At 43.8% G+C, this 19,567-nt stretch carries 19 protein-coding genes; 7 read left to right on the top strand and 12 right to left on the bottom strand.

Features of this window, described 5'->3' with window-relative positions:
- Positions 1-112 precede the first annotated feature (112 nt).
- On the top strand, positions 113-1,915 hold the full coding sequence (locus tag MADE_RS09790; protein WP_012518403.1) for a M61 family metallopeptidase: 1,803 nt from the start codon (positions 113-115) through the stop codon (positions 1,913-1,915).
- An 80-nt stretch (positions 1,916-1,995) separates the two neighbouring features.
- On the opposite strand, the gene MADE_RS09785 is transcribed toward MADE_RS09790, so the two are convergent.
- The 3 genes from MADE_RS09785 to yejK all read right to left on the bottom strand — a co-directional run bounded on the left by MADE_RS09785 (position 1,996) and on the right by yejK (position 5,052).
- Positions 1,996-2,913, bottom strand: coding sequence for a M23 family metallopeptidase (locus MADE_RS09785; protein ID WP_012518402.1), 918 nt, complete (start codon positions 2,911-2,913; stop codon positions 1,996-1,998).
- Between the two features lie 41 nt (positions 2,914-2,954).
- Positions 2,955-3,830 carry a 6-carboxytetrahydropterin synthase gene (locus MADE_RS09780; protein ID WP_012518401.1) on the bottom strand — a complete coding sequence of 292 codons (876 nt, stop codon included), beginning with the start codon at positions 3,828-3,830 and terminating at the stop codon, positions 2,955-2,957.
- Between the two features lie 115 nt (positions 3,831-3,945).
- Positions 3,946-5,052 carry a nucleoid-associated protein YejK gene (gene yejK, locus MADE_RS09775; RefSeq protein ID WP_012518400.1) on the bottom strand — a complete coding sequence of 369 codons (1,107 nt, stop codon included), beginning with the start codon at positions 5,050-5,052 and terminating at the stop codon, positions 3,946-3,948.
- Positions 5,053-5,211: 159 nt separating this feature from the next.
- Here yejK and MADE_RS09770 point away from each other — a divergent pair, with 159 nt between their 5' ends.
- A complete protein-coding gene (locus MADE_RS09770) occupies positions 5,212-5,430 on the top strand; it encodes a YejL family protein (RefSeq protein WP_012518399.1) in 219 nt (72 codons plus the stop codon).
- An 8-nt stretch (positions 5,431-5,438) separates the two neighbouring features.
- A complete protein-coding gene (locus MADE_RS09765; protein ID WP_012518398.1) occupies positions 5,439-6,965 on the top strand; it encodes a DUF3413 domain-containing protein in 1,527 nt (508 codons plus the stop codon).
- A 114-nt stretch (positions 6,966-7,079) separates the two neighbouring features.
- Here the strand turns inward: MADE_RS09765 and MADE_RS20865 are convergent, their stop codons facing one another.
- The 4 genes from MADE_RS20865 to MADE_RS09745 all read right to left on the bottom strand — a co-directional run bounded on the left by MADE_RS20865 (position 7,080) and on the right by MADE_RS09745 (position 11,094).
- Positions 7,080-7,595, bottom strand: a complete 516-nt coding sequence (locus tag MADE_RS20865) for a D-glycero-alpha-D-manno-heptose-1,7-bisphosphate 7-phosphatase (RefSeq protein WP_080597402.1) — start codon at positions 7,593-7,595, stop codon at positions 7,080-7,082.
- A 62-nt stretch (positions 7,596-7,657) separates the two neighbouring features.
- Positions 7,658-8,530, bottom strand: a complete 873-nt coding sequence (locus MADE_RS09755) for a putative RNA methyltransferase (protein WP_012518396.1) — start codon at positions 8,528-8,530, stop codon at positions 7,658-7,660.
- A gap of 194 nt (positions 8,531-8,724) precedes the next feature.
- Positions 8,725-9,855, bottom strand: coding sequence for an enoyl-CoA hydratase/isomerase family protein (locus tag MADE_RS09750; protein ID WP_012518394.1), 1,131 nt, complete (start codon positions 9,853-9,855; stop codon positions 8,725-8,727).
- 84 nt (positions 9,856-9,939) lie between these two features.
- Positions 9,940-11,094 carry an acyl-CoA dehydrogenase family protein gene (locus tag MADE_RS09745; protein WP_012518393.1) on the bottom strand — a complete coding sequence of 385 codons (1,155 nt, stop codon included), beginning with the start codon at positions 11,092-11,094 and terminating at the stop codon, positions 9,940-9,942.
- 305 nt (positions 11,095-11,399) lie between these two features.
- On the opposite strand from MADE_RS09745, the gene MADE_RS09740 reads away from it, so the two are divergent.
- Complete coding sequence (locus MADE_RS09740; protein ID WP_023559705.1) at positions 11,400-12,935, top strand: response regulator; 1,536 nt, start codon at positions 11,400-11,402, stop codon at positions 12,933-12,935.
- Positions 12,936-13,030: 95 nt separating this feature from the next.
- Here the strand turns inward: MADE_RS09740 and MADE_RS09735 are convergent, their stop codons facing one another.
- On the bottom strand, positions 13,031-13,906 hold the full coding sequence (locus tag MADE_RS09735; protein ID WP_012518391.1) for an NAD(P)-dependent oxidoreductase: 876 nt from the start codon (positions 13,904-13,906) through the stop codon (positions 13,031-13,033).
- A gap of 87 nt (positions 13,907-13,993) precedes the next feature.
- Here MADE_RS09735 and MADE_RS09730 point away from each other — a divergent pair, with 87 nt between their 5' ends.
- The gene (locus MADE_RS09730; RefSeq protein ID WP_012518390.1) at positions 13,994-14,485 is read left to right on the top strand and encodes a glutathione peroxidase; all 492 of its coding nucleotides are present in this window, start codon (positions 13,994-13,996) and stop codon (positions 14,483-14,485) included.
- A gap of 55 nt (positions 14,486-14,540) precedes the next feature.
- Positions 14,541-15,566, top strand: coding sequence for a 2-hydroxyacid dehydrogenase (locus MADE_RS09725; RefSeq protein ID WP_012518389.1), 1,026 nt, complete (start codon positions 14,541-14,543; stop codon positions 15,564-15,566).
- On the opposite strand, the gene MADE_RS09720 is transcribed toward MADE_RS09725, so the two are convergent.
- Together MADE_RS09720 and MADE_RS09715 are read right to left on the bottom strand one after the other, a co-directional pair.
- Entirely contained in the window at positions 15,563-16,306 is a 744-nt protein-coding gene (locus MADE_RS09720; protein WP_012518388.1) for a methyltransferase, read from the bottom strand. The genes MADE_RS09725 and MADE_RS09720 overlap by 4 nt on opposite strands.
- A 15-nt stretch (positions 16,307-16,321) precedes the next feature.
- Positions 16,322-17,083: a Nif3-like dinuclear metal center hexameric protein gene (locus tag MADE_RS09715; protein WP_012518387.1), complete on the bottom strand. Its 762-nt coding sequence runs from the start codon at positions 17,081-17,083 to the stop codon at positions 16,322-16,324.
- A 246-nt stretch (positions 17,084-17,329) separates the two neighbouring features.
- On the opposite strand from MADE_RS09715, the gene MADE_RS09710 reads away from it, so the two are divergent.
- The gene (locus tag MADE_RS09710; protein ID WP_012518386.1) at positions 17,330-17,644 is read left to right on the top strand and encodes a hypothetical protein; all 315 of its coding nucleotides are present in this window, start codon (positions 17,330-17,332) and stop codon (positions 17,642-17,644) included.
- A 99-nt stretch (positions 17,645-17,743) separates the two neighbouring features.
- Here the strand turns inward: MADE_RS09710 and MADE_RS09705 are convergent, their stop codons facing one another.
- Together MADE_RS09705 and sohB are read right to left on the bottom strand one after the other, a co-directional pair.
- A complete protein-coding gene (locus tag MADE_RS09705) occupies positions 17,744-18,367 on the bottom strand; it encodes a TetR/AcrR family transcriptional regulator (RefSeq protein ID WP_012518385.1) in 624 nt (207 codons plus the stop codon).
- A gap of 111 nt (positions 18,368-18,478) precedes the next feature.
- Positions 18,479-19,501: a protease SohB gene (sohB, locus tag MADE_RS09700; RefSeq protein ID WP_012518384.1), complete on the bottom strand. Its 1,023-nt coding sequence runs from the start codon at positions 19,499-19,501 to the stop codon at positions 18,479-18,481.
- Between the last annotated feature and the right edge of the window lie 66 nt (positions 19,502-19,567).

Here is a 19,567-nt window from a genome sequence, read left to right as displayed (position 1 = left end):
ACGTGGTAGCGTTTTTCTTACTAATTACGCTATGTAGCCTTACCTACTATTGGGCTTACGCCTATAGGTTGTTATAGTTAACCGATATCATTGTTTATATTAACGGATGTTTATGCCCTCTTCTGTTCTTCATTACGCGTTAACCATTTCTGATTGGCGTTCTCACCAGTTCACTGTTGCCTTGTCAGTGCCAAAACACGAGCAAACTGACCTTGAGCTTTCACTACCTAGCTGGATCCCGGGTAGTTATATGGTGCGAGATTTTGCTAAAAGCATCATCACCCTAAGCGCGGTTGACAACAGTAATGCCAAAAACGCTTTTCCAGTTACTAAATTAGATAAACAAACGTGGCGTGTTAAAACGAACGGTAGTGCCTGTACCATTCGTTATACCGTGTATGCCAACGACCTCTCTATTCGCTCGGCGTTTATGAACCATGAATACGCTTTTATTAACGGCACAAGTGCGTTTTTACGCGTAGCTGGTTTTGAGCAATCGCGCTGTGAGCTTGATATTCAGTTAGATGAAAACGACGAAACTACGGCTAAATGGCAAGCCTATACATCGATGCCTGCTCACGGCAATAGCACAAGCGTATCAAAATGGCATTTTGCTGAAGACAACTACGATGCATTTATCGACCACCCTATTTATGTGGGAATTGCCGACACCCATAGCTTTGATGTTGATGGCGTGACGTTTACCTTGCTGTTTTCGGGTAATAACAATATCGATTATCAGCGTATAGCAAACGACTTAACACCTATCTGCAAGCACCACCTTGACTTATTTGGAGCGCCGCCCCCCATCGACAAGTATCTCTTTATGACATTGCTTGCCGACAACGGTTTTGGAGGGTTAGAGCATAAATATTCTACCGCGTTGCTCTACCCGCGTTTTGATCTGCCGCAAGTGGGAGATAATGAGAACAAAACCGATGGCTATATTACATTTTTAAGTTTATGTAGCCACGAATTCTTCCACACCTGGCATGTAAAACGAATTAAACCGAGGGTTATGGTCAATCCCGATTTATCTCAGGAAACTTATACTAACCAACTTTGGATATACGAAGGTTTTACGAGCTTCTATGACGATGTCACTCTTGCCAGAGCCGGGGTTATCGAGCCGCAAAAGTACCTTGATATTGTTGCACAGAACGTCAGCCGGCTACTCCAAAACACTGGGCGATTAAAGCAAAGTGCCGCTGAAAGTAGCTTCGATGCCTGGACTAAGTTTTACAAGCAAGACGCTAGTGCTACTAATAATATTGTTAGCTATTACACCAAGGGCGGCGTAATCGCCCTTGGCCTGGACCTTTTACTTCGCAAAGCGTCAAATAATTCAGTAAACCTCGATACGCTAATGAGGCTACTTTGGGAACACTATGGTGTTGACGAAAAAGGTACGCCCGATGACGTCATTCAAAACCTGTGTAAAACCCACTTTGACATCGATGTGTCAGATTATCTAAACCGCGTGGTTTACGGTACAGAAGATGTTGACTTAATTTCTTTCGTAAGTGAAATGGGCGTGCGCTTTAACACCCGTGCTCGTGTATCTGCTGAAGATAAAGGTGGTTTGACGCAGCTGCCAGCAATACGTAATCAACTTGGGGCGACATTGAAACCAGCAAGCCTAGGCTTAACGGTAGTACAGGTGTTTGAAGGGTTGGCCGCTATGCAAGCCGGCATTTTGTTAAACGACGTTATCATTGCCCTTGATGGGCACATTGTTAATGCGCAAAAGCTGCAGCGCCTGCTTGATACTGCGCAAAAATCAGCTGTAGACGTTACCCTTATTAGGGATGGCAAACTACTTACCCTGCCCCTTAACGTGGTTAAAGCACGCGCTGAAATGGCGTATTTTAATATCGAAGATGTGCAAACACTTAACCAGTGGCTAGGCCGGTAAGCTATCATCTTGGCATAGTAAAAAAGGCTCCTTGTGGAGCCTTTCTATTTACTTCGAATGTACGCTTTTAAGCGACAATATTATTGGGTTTCAGGGGAGCCAGAGATAATCGTTTGAGGATCAAGGCGCATTTTACCTAAGTTTATACGCCAATCTAAGTGCGGACCTGTAGAGCGTCCTGTTGTCCCGATAGTACCGATCTGCTCGCCTTGTTTAACCTTTTCACCCACGTCTACTGTTATTGTATCCATGTGCAGAAATGTAGAAAACACACGCATGCCATGATCAAGAATAAGTGTATTGCCTGAATAATAAAGGTCGTCTGCCATGGTCACAACGCCGTCTACTGGTGCATACACAGGCGTTCCTGTTTCGTTCGCTATATCCAGCCCATAGTGTGGCCACTTAGGTACCCCGTTTAAAATGCGCTGGCTACCATAAACCCCTGAGATAACGCCTTTCGCCGGCCACTCAAACCGAGTAAAAAGCGCGTCGAGATCCGAATTAACGCTGCGCGCATTAGCCACGTTTATATTATCTTGTTTAATACGCGCCGTGACTTCAGCAGGCGGCGTTACCATTTTTTGCGCTAAACCGTCGATGCGTTGGATATTGTATTCGCGCTTTTCTAGTGTAATTTCTCGTTGCCACGTTTTCCCACCCCCATACTCAACGGTAAGGGTTTGTTGAAGCGGCGCCTCTCTTTCAAACCCAACGACAAATTTTCCATCTTTATTGGTAGGTACCGGCTTACCGTTTAGAAAAACTTTTGACTCAACCGGCGCCTGGCCGCGTAAAAGTGCCCCCTGGGTAAATTTACCGTTAAGAGAAACAGCAATATCATTCGAAGCTTTGTTACGTAAATCATTGGATGCTTCAGTTGTCGTCGCCACAGATGGCGAAGGCAATAAGCCAAAAGCTAACGTGCATGCCATGGCCGAGATAACTAAGCTTGCGGTTTTTTTTATCAATGCATTACCTGATTGGGAGAGTCTCATGGTCTATTCCTTAGCTTTAACTGCGTTCGAGCTTTGGCGGTTTAGCCTTTTACCGTGGCACCTTTACCTACGCCTTCATAGGCAATCACTTGGCAAATACCTTCTGGTGTGCGCTTCTTTTGCTCTTCAAGCAAGTATTGCGCTAAGCACTCTACCGTTGAGTCGGTGTCGATCACTTCGCAATCAGATTTAGGAATTAATAATTCAAAGTAACCTTGAGACGATTCATAGGCGAAACAATAGTAATCTTCTGCATTGTCTACCGTACCCTTTAACTTTCTATCGCTGTAGGCAATTTCGTCTTCTTGAGTTGCAATGTAAATATCTTCCCAGCGGTCTGCCCAATATTGCTGACTTTCCACACTAACTTTACCATCAAGAATGATATCAATACGCGAACGATGACCGTGGGCAATACGCTGACAGTTGCCATCATGCTTTTTCAGGCCGTGAGTATAGTGATAAAACGGCGAGGTTATTACTTCTTCACGTAAATTAAGGGTAATGTTTTCGACGTTTTCAGGAAGATGTGTAGCAAGCACTTCTTTAAGGTAAACACCTACTGAATCCATGTTAATTTCATCAGAATAGACAAAAGCATAAGCTTCTGCCGGACAGTGCAACATAATGCTGCGGCCATCTGTGCAGGTAAAGCGGGTTTCTACCTGTTCGGTTTCATCGTCGTGAAGTACCTCTGAGCCGCTGTACTCTGCAGGCACTAGCAATTTATGATCGACATATTCATCAATCAAACGCTTAAGGTTCTTCTTCACGTGACCAAAGTCCTGAACCATGCTCTCTTCGTTGAGCTCTCCGTCCAAAACTACATCGACAATCCAACTTTCTCCTACCATACCACGCTGTGGGCACAGGTAAGAAAAGTCCATCACTGTCAAATCATTTACAAATAATTGCATAACACCCTTGAGTCGAGTTTATTTACTATAAAGTGAGGCTGGCGTGTGTGCTTGATTAACACGCAAGCAACAGCTATGCCCCTAGTATACGTTTTTTATCTTGCCTTAGCAGCGACTAGTCCATTGAAGATTGTCGATTCAGCTGATCTTTCAAATTCGGTGGAATTCCACGGATAGTGAGTGTATCTGTCGCTGGGTCATAAAATACCCTATCGCCCATAAGTTTGCGCTCAAAGCTCACAGACACGCCGCCACCCTGACCAGTAAACTTCGCCAATTGTTTAAGCGCAGCAGGATCGGGCTGAATTTCATTTTCTAATGGCACTTCCAAAGACTCTGTAAACGCCTTGAAGTTGCTGCTGGTCTCTTCATTTTGAGGTAGACGGTTGGCTAATTCATTAACAGACAAGCTTTCGCCCGCATCAATCTTCTCTTTAAAGTAAGATTTCACCTCTTCACGATGTTGATGCTGTTCCTGTGGGTCTAATGACTCACTAGCAAGATACGCATCTACCGAAGAGATAAGTTGCTTATTTTGCTGTTTAACATCAACCAACTCTTCGCAGCCAACAAACTGCATAAAGAAGTCTGATACCTTGCGCCCCATTCTTCCTTTAATAAAACTAACGTAGCGCTGTTGCTCGGGTTGAATATCCCACTGAGTTAAATCAAAACGTACAGCAAGCTGCATTTTCGCTAAATCTAAATGCTCGCGAGCAGATAAATCTAATGAGTTCGTAACCTCTACATGAGAGCGAGTATTTAATAGCGCAATCATTAAATACTGGGTTGCTAGGTATTCGTACTGGCAAAAAATTAGAAAACCTGTCTCAACCGTGCCAGTTTCCGCTAATGTGCGAACCAAACGCTGAGTAGCAGACACCGAAAAAGCATGGAAAGCATCTTCTACGTTATCGCCTGCTTCTTTTTGAACTTCTAAATATTGCTTTAGACCTTCAGCAAACTCTGCCACATTTTCCGTGCTTTTTTCGGTGGTGGTTTCACCCTCTTCATTTTCTATTTTTGCTTCACGGGTTACTTCACTAACAAAATGCCCCACACCTTTGCCTGGTTTAGCATTAAAGCTGTGGTTAATTTGATGGGCAAGAAGCTCGATTTCCGGTGTCACTGCTAAGCAGTTATCGCGGGGAATCGCTTCAATTTTCTCTTCTTTGTTTACAATCAATCGATGTACAACAAAGTGGTGAATCAGTGCACTCATAGAGTATCGGGTGTCCTGTTGCTTAAAAAGTGTCAGAAATATCCAAAGAATTGCGGGATTTTAGAATGAATGATTGTACTCACTCAAACAACGATTATAATCATTTTACGTGTAAAACCATTCTTTTTATCAAAGAAATCATAAAAAAGAGGCGTAGCAATGCCCCAACAGAGCCGCTATAGCAACGACCAGTTCGAAACGCTAATGAATAACGTCATTCTAACGCTTGAAGAAGGCGGTGCAAACCGTGATCTTTCACTTATGGTGTTAGGAAACGTAATTACGCACATTTTAAACACTCAGGTAGCCCCTGAAGATCGCGAAGCCATGGCAACGCAGTTTGCCGATGTTCTTAAGAAAAGCGTAAAAAATAGCTAAGGGACTGCATGATACTTGCCGAATCACCTCGTCGCCAGCGTGTTACTAAACTGGTAAATTGGGGGCACTGGTTTGCCTTGGCGAATATTATTATCGCCATTGTTATTGCCTCAATTTTTGTTTTCTCTTCACCTATGCCAGGCACCGGTGTCGGCACTTTGTATCTACTAGCCAATTGGTTTGGTCATATTGGGTTTATGACCTTTTTTGGCTTCGTTATTTTTATTCTCCCCCTGTGCTATTTGGTCAATAACCCCAGGGTTATAAAAGGCAGCGCCTCGATTATTGCCGCTGTCGGTTTGGCGCTGCTGGCGTTCGATGCCCTTCTATTTAACCGCACAGGCTTTCACATTAGTTTTCACGCTGCAGACTTATTGAGAAGCGAAGCCCAGTCAAGTATGACCATTGAAAGCTGGCAACAGTGGGCGTTTTTATTCTTGCTGTTTATTGTGTGGTTAGGCTTTCAATTAGTGCTAGCCAATGCAATTTGGAAGCGAGTTGAGCGCTTCACTCGTTATAAGGTCGGCGTACCTGTTACTACTTTCTTCGTAAGCTGCTTTGTACTGAGCCACGCGATACACGTATGGGCAGACGCCAAGCTCTATCAGCCTATAATCAAACAAGACAATATGTTTCCGCTTTCATATCCTGCTACGGCTAAGACGACTATGTCTCGTTACGGGCTTCTTGACCTCGCGGCCTATGAGGAGCGAAAACAGCTGCAGTTTAGCCCAGACATTCACAACATTACGTATCCAGCACAACCGGTTTACTGCTCAGTGGAAACAAACAAGAACCTAACCGTAGTGGTTCAAATAGACAACGAGCAGTCGGTAGATTTACTTAGCGTGGGCGCTAAAAGCTTAAATAAAGTGAGTAATTATTATTCTACTGCTAGCAGCATTGAAGGCTTAATAACGTCAACACTGTTTGGCGTACCGGAAATCTATCAAGACGCGTTATCGAAAAAGCGCCCTGTTCTTCTTGCGCTTCCGTTAGGTTCGGGTATGCCTGTGTCTATTCATAGCGATGAAACACTGCCACTGCCGCAGCTGTCTGGGTACTTACAACCCATTACGAATAATCACGACGGCCTACATATTGCGTTTATGAAAAGCAATGATATTGCACGTTATGTAGAGAATACGCTTAAACGCAATCACGACGTAATCGTAGCCACAGGTTTTGGAAGTGAGGAAGGTAAAGGCGCGTTGTACAGTACGCTCAATCTGAAGGCCAATTTAGCCAGCACTGAAGACTTAGCGCCGACCATTTTAAATGCGCTAGGCTGTAATGCACCAGCAACCTTTTATTCTACGGGCCAAAGCCTATTAGCCCCTTCTAGAGCGTGGCTAGTAAGCACATCAGGCGAACGTATTGTCGTATTCCACGATAATAAACGTACTGATGTGTTAAGTAACGGCAGCTATGAGATAAGCGATATGGAAACAGGAAAACGCAGTAAAGACGCGCTAAACGTTGATTTATTAAGCCAAGCGATTAAGCATCTTTCGCGATTTTCAACACAAAATTAGCATTCAAAAAGGCTGCAGCAACATAAGTTACTGCAGCCTTTTCATATCATGTTTTTAAAAACTCTTTAATTTCAGCTACCTGCTTCGTTACGCGTAACCAGATTAAGCGGTGAATTATGGTGGCGAAATTTCTGATAGTGAAGTAACGATGTTAATTTTGTGACCTTCACTAAGCCCTTCAGCCTGCTCAGGTGTGACGACCTCTTTTGACAAGAATATGCTTTGTTTAAGGCCCGCTGCATCAGCGGCTTGTATGTCACGCCAGCTGTCCCCAATAAGTACGCTGTTACAAAGGTCTATGTTTAAATCTTTTGCAGCTTTTAATAGCATTCCTGGCGCTGGCTTTCTACATTCGCAGGAAATAGCATAGCGTGATATCGAGCCCTGTTTATGATGAGGGCAGAAATACACAGGTATGCTATTTATATTGTTTGCAGTAAAGTCTTTTTGAACTCTTTTCATGAGCGATTGAAACTCAGTTTCAGTATAAAACCCTCGGGCAATACCGCTTTGGTTCGTTACAATAACAGGCTGATAGCCTTTTAACTGAAACTGCTTGATGACATCGAATATGCCGTTTTTATATTCAAAGTCCGCATACGTTCCTACGTAGCCATGGTCAACGTTTATTACGCCGTCACGGTCTTAAAACAATGCTTTTGCCGCTGGGGCAGATTCAACTATATATGCCATCACGCTTCTGCATCGCTGTGCTTTTTCCAAAGCTGGATGTGAAAATCGGCGGTAACGCTTTTTAGGGCTTCGACAATTTCATCAATTTTACCTTTGGGTAATTTCCAATAGAAAGGCGTCATCTTAATTAACGCAAGGGCATGTTCGCGGCTTTCAAACGCAATAGGAAATGAAAAAGTTTCGTTTTCTATACGAGAAAACCCTTCCTTTACACTATCGTTCAGCTCATGCGGTCTTGGATTAGCGTAAACCTGTTGCTTAAGCTCGAATAGATGCTTTTGTGCCGGGTCAACGGTGAGTAAAAGGCCGTTATCTTTAAGCACCCTAAAATATTCTTTGTCGCTTCCCGGCGCGAAGACCTGCAGCATCACGTCCTGACTACCTGTTTCAAGGGGAAGTTCAAAGCTACTTGCCACCACAAATTGTGCCTGTTTGAACGCTTTGGCCGCTAGTTCAACCGCAACTTTGGCGATATCACTTCCTGCACCTTGTACATCAAAACCGTGTACCGATAGTCCTTGAGTTATCGCGTCGAGGTAACTCCCCTCACCGCAACCTGCGTCAAAGATATTGATACAACCGTGCTTTCCTTGATCATTAACAGTAGCTTGCCCCGCGTATAGGTCTTTTAGAGAACGTTGCAACAACGACACCATTTTCTCTTTTAACGGACCATACGCATTTAGCTGATGGAATTCCCGTCTCGCTTTAACCATCTCCTTATCGTCACCAGGCGCTTTCGACTTTTTGAACTGAACAGGGAGCAAATTTACATACCCAGACTTCGCTTTGTCGAAGCTGTGGCTATTTTGACAACGAATTGGAGAGGCTATTAATGATATCGGTGCTTTACAAAGTGGGCAGTGCCACATGACGGGTACTTATGTGTTTGAATTTGCCGTAAAGGATACCAAAACCGATAGCTTTACGGCAATAAGCGGTGCGACTGGCGCCATACTTTTCTAATGCATAGTCATAGAAATATGACGCTTACACGGTTGTAGCGGCTTTATGTATGCACAAATTTGCCCGAACTGGTTGCCGCTCGCGTTTAGTAAGCTTTGTACTACAAAGCAGCCAACGGGTGTGCTTCTTTAGACCAAGGAGACGTGAAGAAATGCGCTATCTCGGCTTCAGGTACGTCTTCAACCTTTTTAAATTTCCATTGGGGCGTCATATCTTTGTCAATTAACAGCGCCCTTACCCCTTCTTGGAACTCACCACTTTCGCCGCATCGACAGGACATATCAGCCTCCATTCTAAAGCAGTCTGCTAACGACATAGTAGCGCCCTTTTTACATTGTTCGAATACCAAGTGCATCGTTATAGGCGAGCCCTTTGCCAAGGTACTTTGCGCTCTAGATAGCCATTTGTCGCCCTGCATATCGGCGGTCAATATGGCATTTACAACCTCACTTACATTGTTGGCACTACACAATTCGTTGATAAGGGGCATGTTGGGCTCTATGTTGCTCTGCACTTCCGTTTCAGGCTTTTGTAGGCGGCTTAACACCGTATTTACTGCTTCTGCAAGGGTTGAGCTGCTTGTTTCATTCCACGCGTAGTCTACAAGGCCCTGCAGCAAATTTTCTTTTTCAGCACTACTAACCATTACATCAGCGAGCCCAACGTACATAGCATCTGCTGCATTCATTTGACCGCCGGTTAAACCTAAGAATAAACCCGATTTACCGGGCAGACGGGGAAGAAAGTAACTGCCACCCACATCAGGATACAATCCGATAGAAATCTCAGGCATCGCCAAACGAGAATTTTCTGTCACAACGCGATGGCTGGCGCCACAAAGTAACCCCATACCGCCCCCCATAACAATGCCGCTGCCCCAAACAATAATAGGCTTGTTGTAGTTATGAATGGTGTAATCGAGGGTGTATTCGGTTTCAAAGAAGGTTTCGAGGAATGCGGGAATCTCTCCATGGGCCTCTACCATCGAATTATACATAGAGACGATATCGCCACCTGCACAAAACGCCTTCTCACCTGCAGCGTCTATGACAACAGCGACAATGTCGCTGCGCGCTTGCCATTGCCGAAGTGCGTCCAGCATTATACCTGCCATTTCCAAATCTAACGCATTCAGTGCTTTGGGTTTATTAAGCGTTAACCGGCCTATTTTGTAGTCTTTACTTGCTGTAGTAATTTCATCAACCACTACAACTGAATCGGCATTAATCATCGTTATTTCTCGCCTCCTTCTTCGTGTTTACAACCATAAACACGTTCCATTAAAACCACGTCTAACATAGCTACTAAAAGCGCACTACAATACGCTGCGTTCATCCGCCAACAAACGTCTTCCAATAATAACGCGCATAATCTCATTTGTACCTTCAAGGATCTGATGCACTCTAACATCTCTAAAGTGTCGTTCTAGAGGGTACTCTTTTATATAGCCATAACCGCCGTGTAATTGAAGCGCGTCGTTACACACGTTAAAGCCTACGTCGGTGGCAAAGCGTTTAGCCATAGCGCAGTAGGTAGTTTTATCTGCATCATTATTATCTAATTTACAAGCCGCCATACGCACCATTTGTCTCGCCGCAACTAACTCCGTTGCCATATCTGCAAGTTTAAATTGTAACGCTTGAAACCCGGCAATTGGTTTACCAAACTGCTCTCGCTCATTCATGTAGTCGCGCGCTACATTCAGCGCTTGCTGCGCAGTCCCAACTGAACACGTGGCAATATTAATACGGCCGCCATCTAAGCCTTGCATGGCCATTTTGAAGCCTTGCCCTTCCTCACCTAATAACCAACTTTCATCTAACTTTACATTATCAAAGGTGATCATCCGGGTCGGCTGGGCATTCCAGCCCATTTTTTCTTCTGCCTTTCCATATTCAATACCGTCTGTATTCGCAGGAACGGCAAATGCAGATACTCCTTTAGGGCCGTCTTCACCTGTTCTGGCCATAACCACTAAGATATCTGTACTGCCTGCGCCAGAAATAAATACTTTTGCCCCATTTAGTACGTAGCCACCGTTTTCTTTTGTAGCTTTAGTTTTAAGTGAAGCCGCATCTGAACCTGCGCCTGGCTCGGTAAGGCAGTAAGACGCTAGTTTATTGCCTGTTACCAACTGCTCGCACCATGCATCTTTAACGTCGTCGCTACCCCACGTCGCAATCATCCATGTTGCCATATTGTGTATGGTTAACATTGCTGTCGTGGTGGTGCACCCCATAGAAAGCTGCTCAAAGATAATAGACGAGTCGAGCCTCGATAGACCAAGGCCTCCGGCACTTTCTGGTGCATACAATCCACAAAAACCCAATTCACCTGCTTTTTTAATAGCATCAACGGGAAAGTGGTGCTCTCTGTCCCACATCGCAGCGTTTGGCGCAAGCTCTTGTTGAGCAAATTGGCGGGCGGTTTCTTCAAAGGCTAACTGATCATCGGTTAAATCAAAGTTCATTTTTCTTACCTTTAATATATTGGACTTTTCGGTAACCATACCCAATACCTACCCCTTACGTAAACGTAAAGGTAAATATTTGTTTAAATATTATAATCTATAACGTAAATATTTTGTGACGAGATGAGTCAGGTAGGGAATTGTGCGCACGATTGGGGGGGAATCTTAGCCTTATTAATAATGCACTTTTATTCTGCTGCTGATAATCTAGTTACTTTACAATAACCCGTCAGGTTACCGTGGAATTTAGAATAGCGATTGTAGAGGACAATGCGACCGCTCGAACTGCGCTTCGAGGGCATTTAATGTCTATCGCAAATTTATCAGTGAGCAGTTTTGCATCAGGCGTAGAGCTAAAAGCCGCCCTCAAGAAACAAAACTTCGAATTACTGCTAATGGACTATCATTTAGGCGAAGGAAAATCGGGCGTTGAATGGGTTCAAATTTTACGGGAATCGGGTTTTATTAGACCCAGTACCGGCATTATTTTTCTTACCTCTGACCGCTCTCCCCAGACCATTGGTCGGGTCATGGATTTACAACCAGACGTATTACTAATAAAGCCATACACCATTGCGTCGTTAACACGCCAAGTCAATCATTACCTCTCATATCGCGACTTTGTAAAAAACGTACTGCATGCATTAGACAACAAACAAGTAGAACGCGCAGTCAGTATTGTTCGCGCCAAAATTAAAGATGGCATACCGCCGCGTTTAGTTGGTGATATAAGAAAGCTTTACGCCCGACTTCTTTTTGAAAGCGGAGAAATCCGCCGTGCGCTTAGTATTTACGATGATGTATTGACCCGTTCAGACAAAGTTTTATGGGCCCAATGGGGTAAAGTCAAATGTCAGTATGCGTCTGGACAGTGGCCCGAATGCAAAGATCATTTAGGCGATATGGTTAACTCAAGCCTTGCTCGAGATAAAGCATTCGAATGGTTGGCGTCCATTTCATTTGAGCAAAACGCTTATGATCAAGTTGAAAAGTATTTAGATGAAATCAACTTTAGCGAGTTAAGTTTACCCGCAGCAAAGATGAAAACAATAGCATTTCAAAAGCAGGACAAGGTTGTTGAAGCCATAGATCTGCTACAAAGGAAACGCGCTATGCACCGCAGTGCAAAAGACAGGTTTAATGACTTTACCTTTGAACTTGCGGAATTCTATCTTTTCCTTGCAGAAGAATCGCCTGAAACAAATCGTTCAGAAAGTTTATCTCAAGCGCGAAAATTGGTGGGTATTGCAGGAAGAAGCCAAGGAGACCCGCAAGCCTTGCAAAAACGGGATTACCTTTTAGCGTTCTCCGCAGTCCTTGACGGCGATGTAGAAAAAGCCATACACCTGCTTGAAGGTGACTATGTCGATAATTATTTGCGTACTGAACCGTCTGTTTTGGTTATTGCTGCTAAAGTGCATCACGGCTTGGGTGATGAACGTAAGGCGGGTGAACTGTTATTAATGGCAAAGCAAAAGAATGCTGAGCTACAAGCAGTATCAGAGCAAGTGATGAACGATGAGCTCATCTTTTCCGGCGGGGAAAGCTTAGGTCTTAATCACCAGCAAGCCGTTTCGATTAATGAAACCGGTACACAGCTTTTTATTGAAGGGCTATTTAGTAAAGCCATGAAACACTTTTATGACGCCTTTCAACTTTCGCCGAAAACTGCCGCTTTTGGCCTGAATTTACTTCAGTGCATGATTGAGGCTGATATTGGCGTATACCGAAAGTATAGGCTCAAGCAGCTTATTGAAAAGGTAACGGCATTGACGCTAAACGAGACAAACAAGGCCCGTTTAGAGCAGCTTGTTTTACTTGCGCAAGAACACGCACTTTAGCTATTGGTTATAAGGGGTTAAGCCATCAGGACAAAAAAGGGGCACCTGAAATATATCTTTAGCGCTGCCCCTTTACTATGACGTAGTCTTTTAAATTATTTCAGCCGTGTAAGTAAGCTCGACGTGTCCCAACGGCCTCCACCCAGCTTTTGTACATCTGCGTAGTACTGATCAACCAAGGCGGTTAGCGCTAGCGTAGAACCGTTTTTTCGCGCTTCATCTAGCGCAATACTCAAATCTTTACGCATCCAATCTACTGCAAAGCCGAAATCAAAGCTGTTGCTTAACATGGTGCTAGCTCTATTTTCCATTTGCCATGATTGGGCTGCACCTTTGCTTATTACATCAACGACGGCGTTGCAATCCAGCCCCGCTTTTTGTCCAAAATGTAGGGCTTCGGCGAGGCCCTGTACAATGCCAGCTATACAAATCTGGTTCATCATTTTAGCAAGCTGACCACTCCCACTTTTGCCGAGTAGCTGACTGTGTCGAGCATAGTGAGCCATGACAGGCTCGACCTTGTTATATTTATCTTCATCGCCCCCTACCATTATCGTGAGCTGGCCGTTTTCAGCCCCCGCTTGACCTCCTGACACAGGCGCATCAAGAAACCCTACGCTCTTATCCTTACACGCAGCGTACAGCTCTCTCGCTATATCGGCAGATGCCGTAGTGTGGTCAACAAGTATACTACCCGGCTTCATTACTTGTAATGCTTGCGTGGCCACTTCTCTTACATCGTTATCGTTGCCAACGCACATAAATACGATATCGGCTGCTTCGCATGCATGGGCTACCGTCTCACTTACGGCAACATTTGCTCCACCCTTTTGATATTGGGTTGCCCAGGCTAAGGCTTTTTGTACGGTACGGTTATAAACATTAACCGAATAGCCTGCATTGCTTAAATGCCCTGCCATTGGAAAGCCCATAACCCCTAAACCCAGAAAACTCACTTTCAAATTACTCATACAAAATATACTCTAGATAGAATCAACGATGTTTGGTTTACCTAAGAGTAACAGACTTAACAACAACAAAAATATAGGAAAATGACTTTGGAACTCTATCAGCATTCCCTCACGCTAAATACCGGCGAGCAAACCACCTTGGAACAATACAAAGGGAAGGTGTTGCTTATAGTGAATACTGCCAGCAAGTGCGGTTTTACGCCGCAATATGAGGGGCTTGAAGCGCTCTATAAAAAGTATCATGACAAAGGCTTTGAAATATTAGGTTTTCCTTGCGACCAATTCGGACACCAAGAGCCGGGAAGTGATGAAGACATTGCACAATTTTGCACGCTTAATTTTGGTGTGTCTTTTCCACTGTTCAAAAAAACTAACGTTAACGGCCCAGACGCCAACCCGTTGTTTGAGGCATTAAAAAACGAAGCACCCGGCCTGTTAGGGTCTAAGCGAATAAAATGGAACTTCACTAAGTTTCTTATAAACGCAGAAGGTAAAGTATTAAAACGTTACGCACCGACCATAAAGCCCTCTTCCATCGATAGCGATATCGCAGAACTATTAGAAAAGAATAGCGAATAATCTAGCTTCACTGTATGTTTTAAATTGCGTTTATCAAATACTACGAGGGAGCGTTATGAGCCAGAACAAAATTGAAACTGACAGTGAAAGTAGCAGAAAAGTTGTGTTTTTCAGCACCCGCCCGTATGAAAAAAACGTTTTCACTGCCTTACTTTGTGAACGCAATAAATCGCTGCCCCCCCGTATAGAAGCCACTTTCTTTGAACACCCTTTAAACCCTTCAACGGCGGCAAGTTGTAAAGGGTTTTCTGACGTCGTGGTATTTGTTAATGATAACGTAAATGCAGAAACAATTGACGCACTTAAGCACGCCGACGTAGAGCACATTGCACTTCGCTGTGCAGGCTTTAACAACGTTGACGTTAATGCTGCTACCCGAGCAGGCATTTCGGTAAGCCGTGTACCTGCATACAGCCCTGAAACCGTTGCCGAGCATACCCTTGCCCTTATACTGACATTAAACCGTAAAACCCATAAAGCGTATAATCGCGTGAGAGAGGGTAATTTTAACCTTGCCGGGTTGATAGGGTTTACTTTACATAATAAAACGGTAGGTGTAATCGGCACCGGCAGAATTGGCAAGGCCGTAATACGGATATTGTTAGGCTTTGGCTGTCGCGTGCTTTGTTTTGACCCTATAGAAGACGTAAGCGTAAAGAAAATGGGAGCGCATTATGTCTCTCTTGACGAACTATTCGCAATGAGCGCGATAGTTACACTTCATTGCCCACTTAATGAACATAGTCATCACATCATCAACGAAAGTAGCCTTGCCCAAATGCCCGACGGTGTCATGCTTATTAACACGTCCCGAGGGGGTTTAGTCGATAACGATGCGATAATAAAGGGCCTAAAATCAAGAAAAATTGGATATTTAGGGCTAGATGTATACGAACGTGAATCTGAACTCTTCTTTGTCGATCATTCCCAAGAAATCATTCAAGATGACGTATTTCAACGGTTAACCACTTTTCCTAATGTGTTGATAACAGGCCACCAGGGCTTCTTCACCGAAGAAGCCCTAGAAGAAATTGCCAATACCACTATCGACAACATACTAAGCGGTAGCAATAGACTTTAACCTTTTTCTAAAATAAGGTGGAAGTATTTACCTAACCACAGGTAGGGTGGCATTTTATGGTATTGCCGTTCAAGCGCTAATAATTCATCAAACTTACTATTTTGATGACTGATATCCCGCATATAGTCGTGAAAACAGCGGATCCCTGCTTTGTCTAACACCTTAAACCCCAAAGATTCACAATAGTCTACAACTCGCATTGCACCAAGCGGTTGTTTTGGGTTTAGCCTCACCTGCTTTTTCGCTTTCATGCCCTTAGCAATGTAATCGAAATTACCGTAAATCGCATTTGCAAATAGGTTTGCGTCTTGATTAAAAAAACTCAGGCTAAGGCGTGCGCCACGTTTCATATTCTTATGAATAAAGTCGATAGCATCGAAGGGGGCATCTAACCACTCTAATACCGCATGGCAAACCACTAAATCATAGGCTGCTAAATCATCTATTTCCTGCAGGTACTGATGTCGAATTCGTATATTATCGCTGGCGTTGAGCAAAGGCGCTGCTTTCGAAAGAACATCACTTGATGCATCGGTAAGGACAACGTCATGACCCATTGCAGCAATATGCGCAGTCATCACGCCCGTTCCTCCACCAATTTCAATGGCTTTTAACGGCCGGGCTAAATATGGCGCAAGTACATCACACAACAAAGTATGCCTAAGCCTGCCCTTCGTTGTACCATAAATGTTGTTTGCGAACTTTTCTGCGATGCCATCAAATATATGGTCGTTCTTCATATCGTGCAATTACAGCTAAGCTGGGTTATCAATATCGATAAATTCAACCGTTACGTCGAAGTGTTCAGCAATATGCTCTCCAAGAGATTTAACACCGTAGCGCTCGGTAGCGTGATGGCCTGCTGCTAAAAAGGTTATTCCCATTTCTCGGGCTGTATGGACCGTTTGTTCCGATACTTCTCCGGTAATAAAAGCATCGACACCACGTTCAACAGCTTGTTCAATAAAACCCTGACCACCGCCGGTACACCATGCCAGTGTTGTAATGGGTTTCGACGTTGGACCTTCTAATAGCACATCTCTTTTTAGTATTTGCTGAAGCGTAGATTGCAACGTTACACCGTCGGTTTCATCTTCTAACGTGCCCTGCATCACTACGCCAATCGGTTTAACATGGCTAACTGCATGAATATCTTGAATACCTAACAAAGACGCCAGCTGGCGATTATTGCCAAATTCAGGATGAACATCCAAAGGAAGGTGGTAAGCATATAAGTTGATGTTGTTAGTGAGCAAAGCGGACAATCGGCGTTTTTTCATACCCGTGATGGTCTGCGACTCACCTTTCCAAAAATAACCGTGGTGAACGATAATGGCATCTGCGTCAGCGTCTATCGCGGCGTCAACAAGCGCTTGAGATGCGGTAACACCAGTAACAATTTTTTTAATTTTACCTGTGCCCTCTACCTGTAAGCCATTTGGACAGTAGTCACTGATTTCATTCGCCCTTAGAACGCCATCGAGATAGTTTTTCAGCTCAAGGTTATTAATAGACACGGGTCCTCCGGTGGAAAGTTAGACAAATAGGTTAAAAAACGCTATAAAATGTAGCGAACGTTTATGAAATTACCTGCTATTTAACTGAAATAAGCGCGAGATACTGGTTGTCAAATAGGCGCTGCATATGTGCACTGCGCCTTTAGGCTTTCCGCTGTAAACGTTGCCTTTACGTTTAACGCATTTCTGGTGTTCAGGTAAGTCATTATTCGTTCGTCATCTTAACAAAATAAAGAGCAAAAAAGCATGGCAAACTTAGACAAAGACACGGTAATCGCTGCATTTTCTGACGCTTATAAAAAAGCCCACGGCAAAGCACCTAACATAGAAGCTAAAAGTGGTTGGTACAGTGTTGATGGTGGTAAAAATGTACGTTTAGCACAGCTTCAGGAAATGGTAGATTCGATGTCGTCACAAACAACGACGAAGAAAGAAGCCAAAGCCTCGTCTACACCGAGTAAGAAAAAAGCATCTGGTCCAGCAAAGTCAGGTTTTTCTGTGAAAGATTTTTGGGCAGAAAAGCTTAATGCAGAAGTACCAGGAGCCACTTTACCTCGTTAAAAATTACGTTTTACGGGGTGTATTGGTTTTACACCTACAGGCAGATACAAACTGTAGGTGTAATCTTGGCTTTTTCGCAAAAAAACCGTTATATATCGATTACCTGCCTGTTAAGCCCTGAGCAACAAACGGAACAAGGTGGTTTATCACCTCTTCGATATTGACGTGCTTGTGAAAATCCGACTCGGCTATCTCTGTCAATGCCTGACTTGATGCCATTGAAAATACAAAGCTCCCCATTGCAAAATGAAGACGCCAGAATAACTCCTCTTCAGGCAAGTCTGGCAAACACTGCCTAATGGCATTCACAAGTGTTCTAATACAATCACCATAATCAGTCATTATAAACTTACGCAAATGGCCTTGGGTTTCGTTATACCCGCGGCCAAGTAGTTTTACAAAGGTTGCGGTGCCCTGAGGCGACAATTCGTTTAAGTCTAACATTGGGGGAATGAGTGAATACAGCAGCTGCTCTACCCCTTTTGCCCCCTTACTAGGCTGAATTTCAGCTAAGCACGACTGTACTTGCGGCATTAGATGGTCAAAGTAGCGCTTAAATACCGCCTGAATAAGGTTTTTCTTACTGCCAAAGTGATAGTTAACCGACGCTAAATTGACGCCGGCTCTTGCAGTAATATCTCGCATGGAAGTTTGTGTAAACCCGCTTTGAGAAAACAGAAACTCTGCCGCATCTACAATATCGCTTTTAGTATGCCGTGCCATATTCTTTTTATTATCTTTATGTAGGTTAATTAATTACGTTACGTCTGCACCCCAAAAGCCGTAAAAAAACAGCATAGTGCCCGCCCTTAAAGCGCAGACGTACCGCTTGCGTTAAAACCAGTGACGCGCTTTGCTCATTGATTTCATAAATACCCTTTCAACAACGCTTGCTGCTGACATACCTAGCTTTTCAGCGACGTTCTTCTTCACTGAATATTTAACGCTAAATATTTCCCGTGCTGGATAATGAGAGAGAATATAATCATCTGATGTGGTTATCTCGTCGACCAAACCTAGCGTCTTAGCTTTGATACCAGGCCAGTACTCACCTGTAGCGACTTTGTCAATGTTCATATCAGGGCGTTGACTTTGAACAAAGTCTTTAAAAAGAACATGAATTTCTTCAATTTCTTCTTTAAATTTGGCACGACCTTCGTCGTTATTTTCACCAAAGATCGTCAGCGTTCGTTTAAATTCACCGGCGGTGTGTTGCTCAAACTCAATGTCATTCTTCTTGAGCAATTTATTGAAGTTAGGAAGCTGCGCCAAAACGCCAATACTGCCAATATAAGCAAACTGAGAAGCAAGTAATTTATCAGCAACACACGCCATCATATAGCCGCCACTCGCCGCTACTTTATCCACAGCGATAGTTAACTTAAGGCCTTTTTCTTTAATACGCTGAAGCTGTGATGCTGCAAGTCCGTACCCGTGTACCACACCGCCGCCACTTTCAAGGCGAACTAACACTTCGTCCTCTTTATTGGCAACACAAAGAATAGCGGTAACTTCTTCACGTAAATGTTCAACTTCGTTTGCGTCCATCGAGCCTTTAAAGTCGAGGACGTATAAGCGGGACTTGTTCGCGTCTTCGCCCTTTTCTTTATTTTTTGCCTTAGCTTCTTTCTTTTGTTCCTTTGCCAGTTTTTTAAGCGCGTTCTTATCTAAAAGTACCTGCTTTGCATAATTCGTTATGTCTTTTAACTGTTCAGAAATAGACACGATTTCAAGTTGGCCTTTCCCCTGCTTCTGCTTACTTGCCACACCGACAATGGTTGATACAACCACGATAAAAGCAACGACGAGTGTTACTGCTTTGGCAACAAACAAACCGTATTCGTACAAAAACTCCAAACTCTACTCCTAGTAAAATAAACGGGTAAGCAACGTTATCTACCCAACACGTAAATAGCGACTTTA

This window comes from Alteromonas mediterranea DE (assembly GCF_000020585.3).
Classification (GTDB): domain Bacteria; phylum Pseudomonadota; class Gammaproteobacteria; order Enterobacterales; family Alteromonadaceae; genus Alteromonas; species Alteromonas mediterranea.
This window is presented reverse-complemented; position numbering and strand designations above follow the sequence as displayed.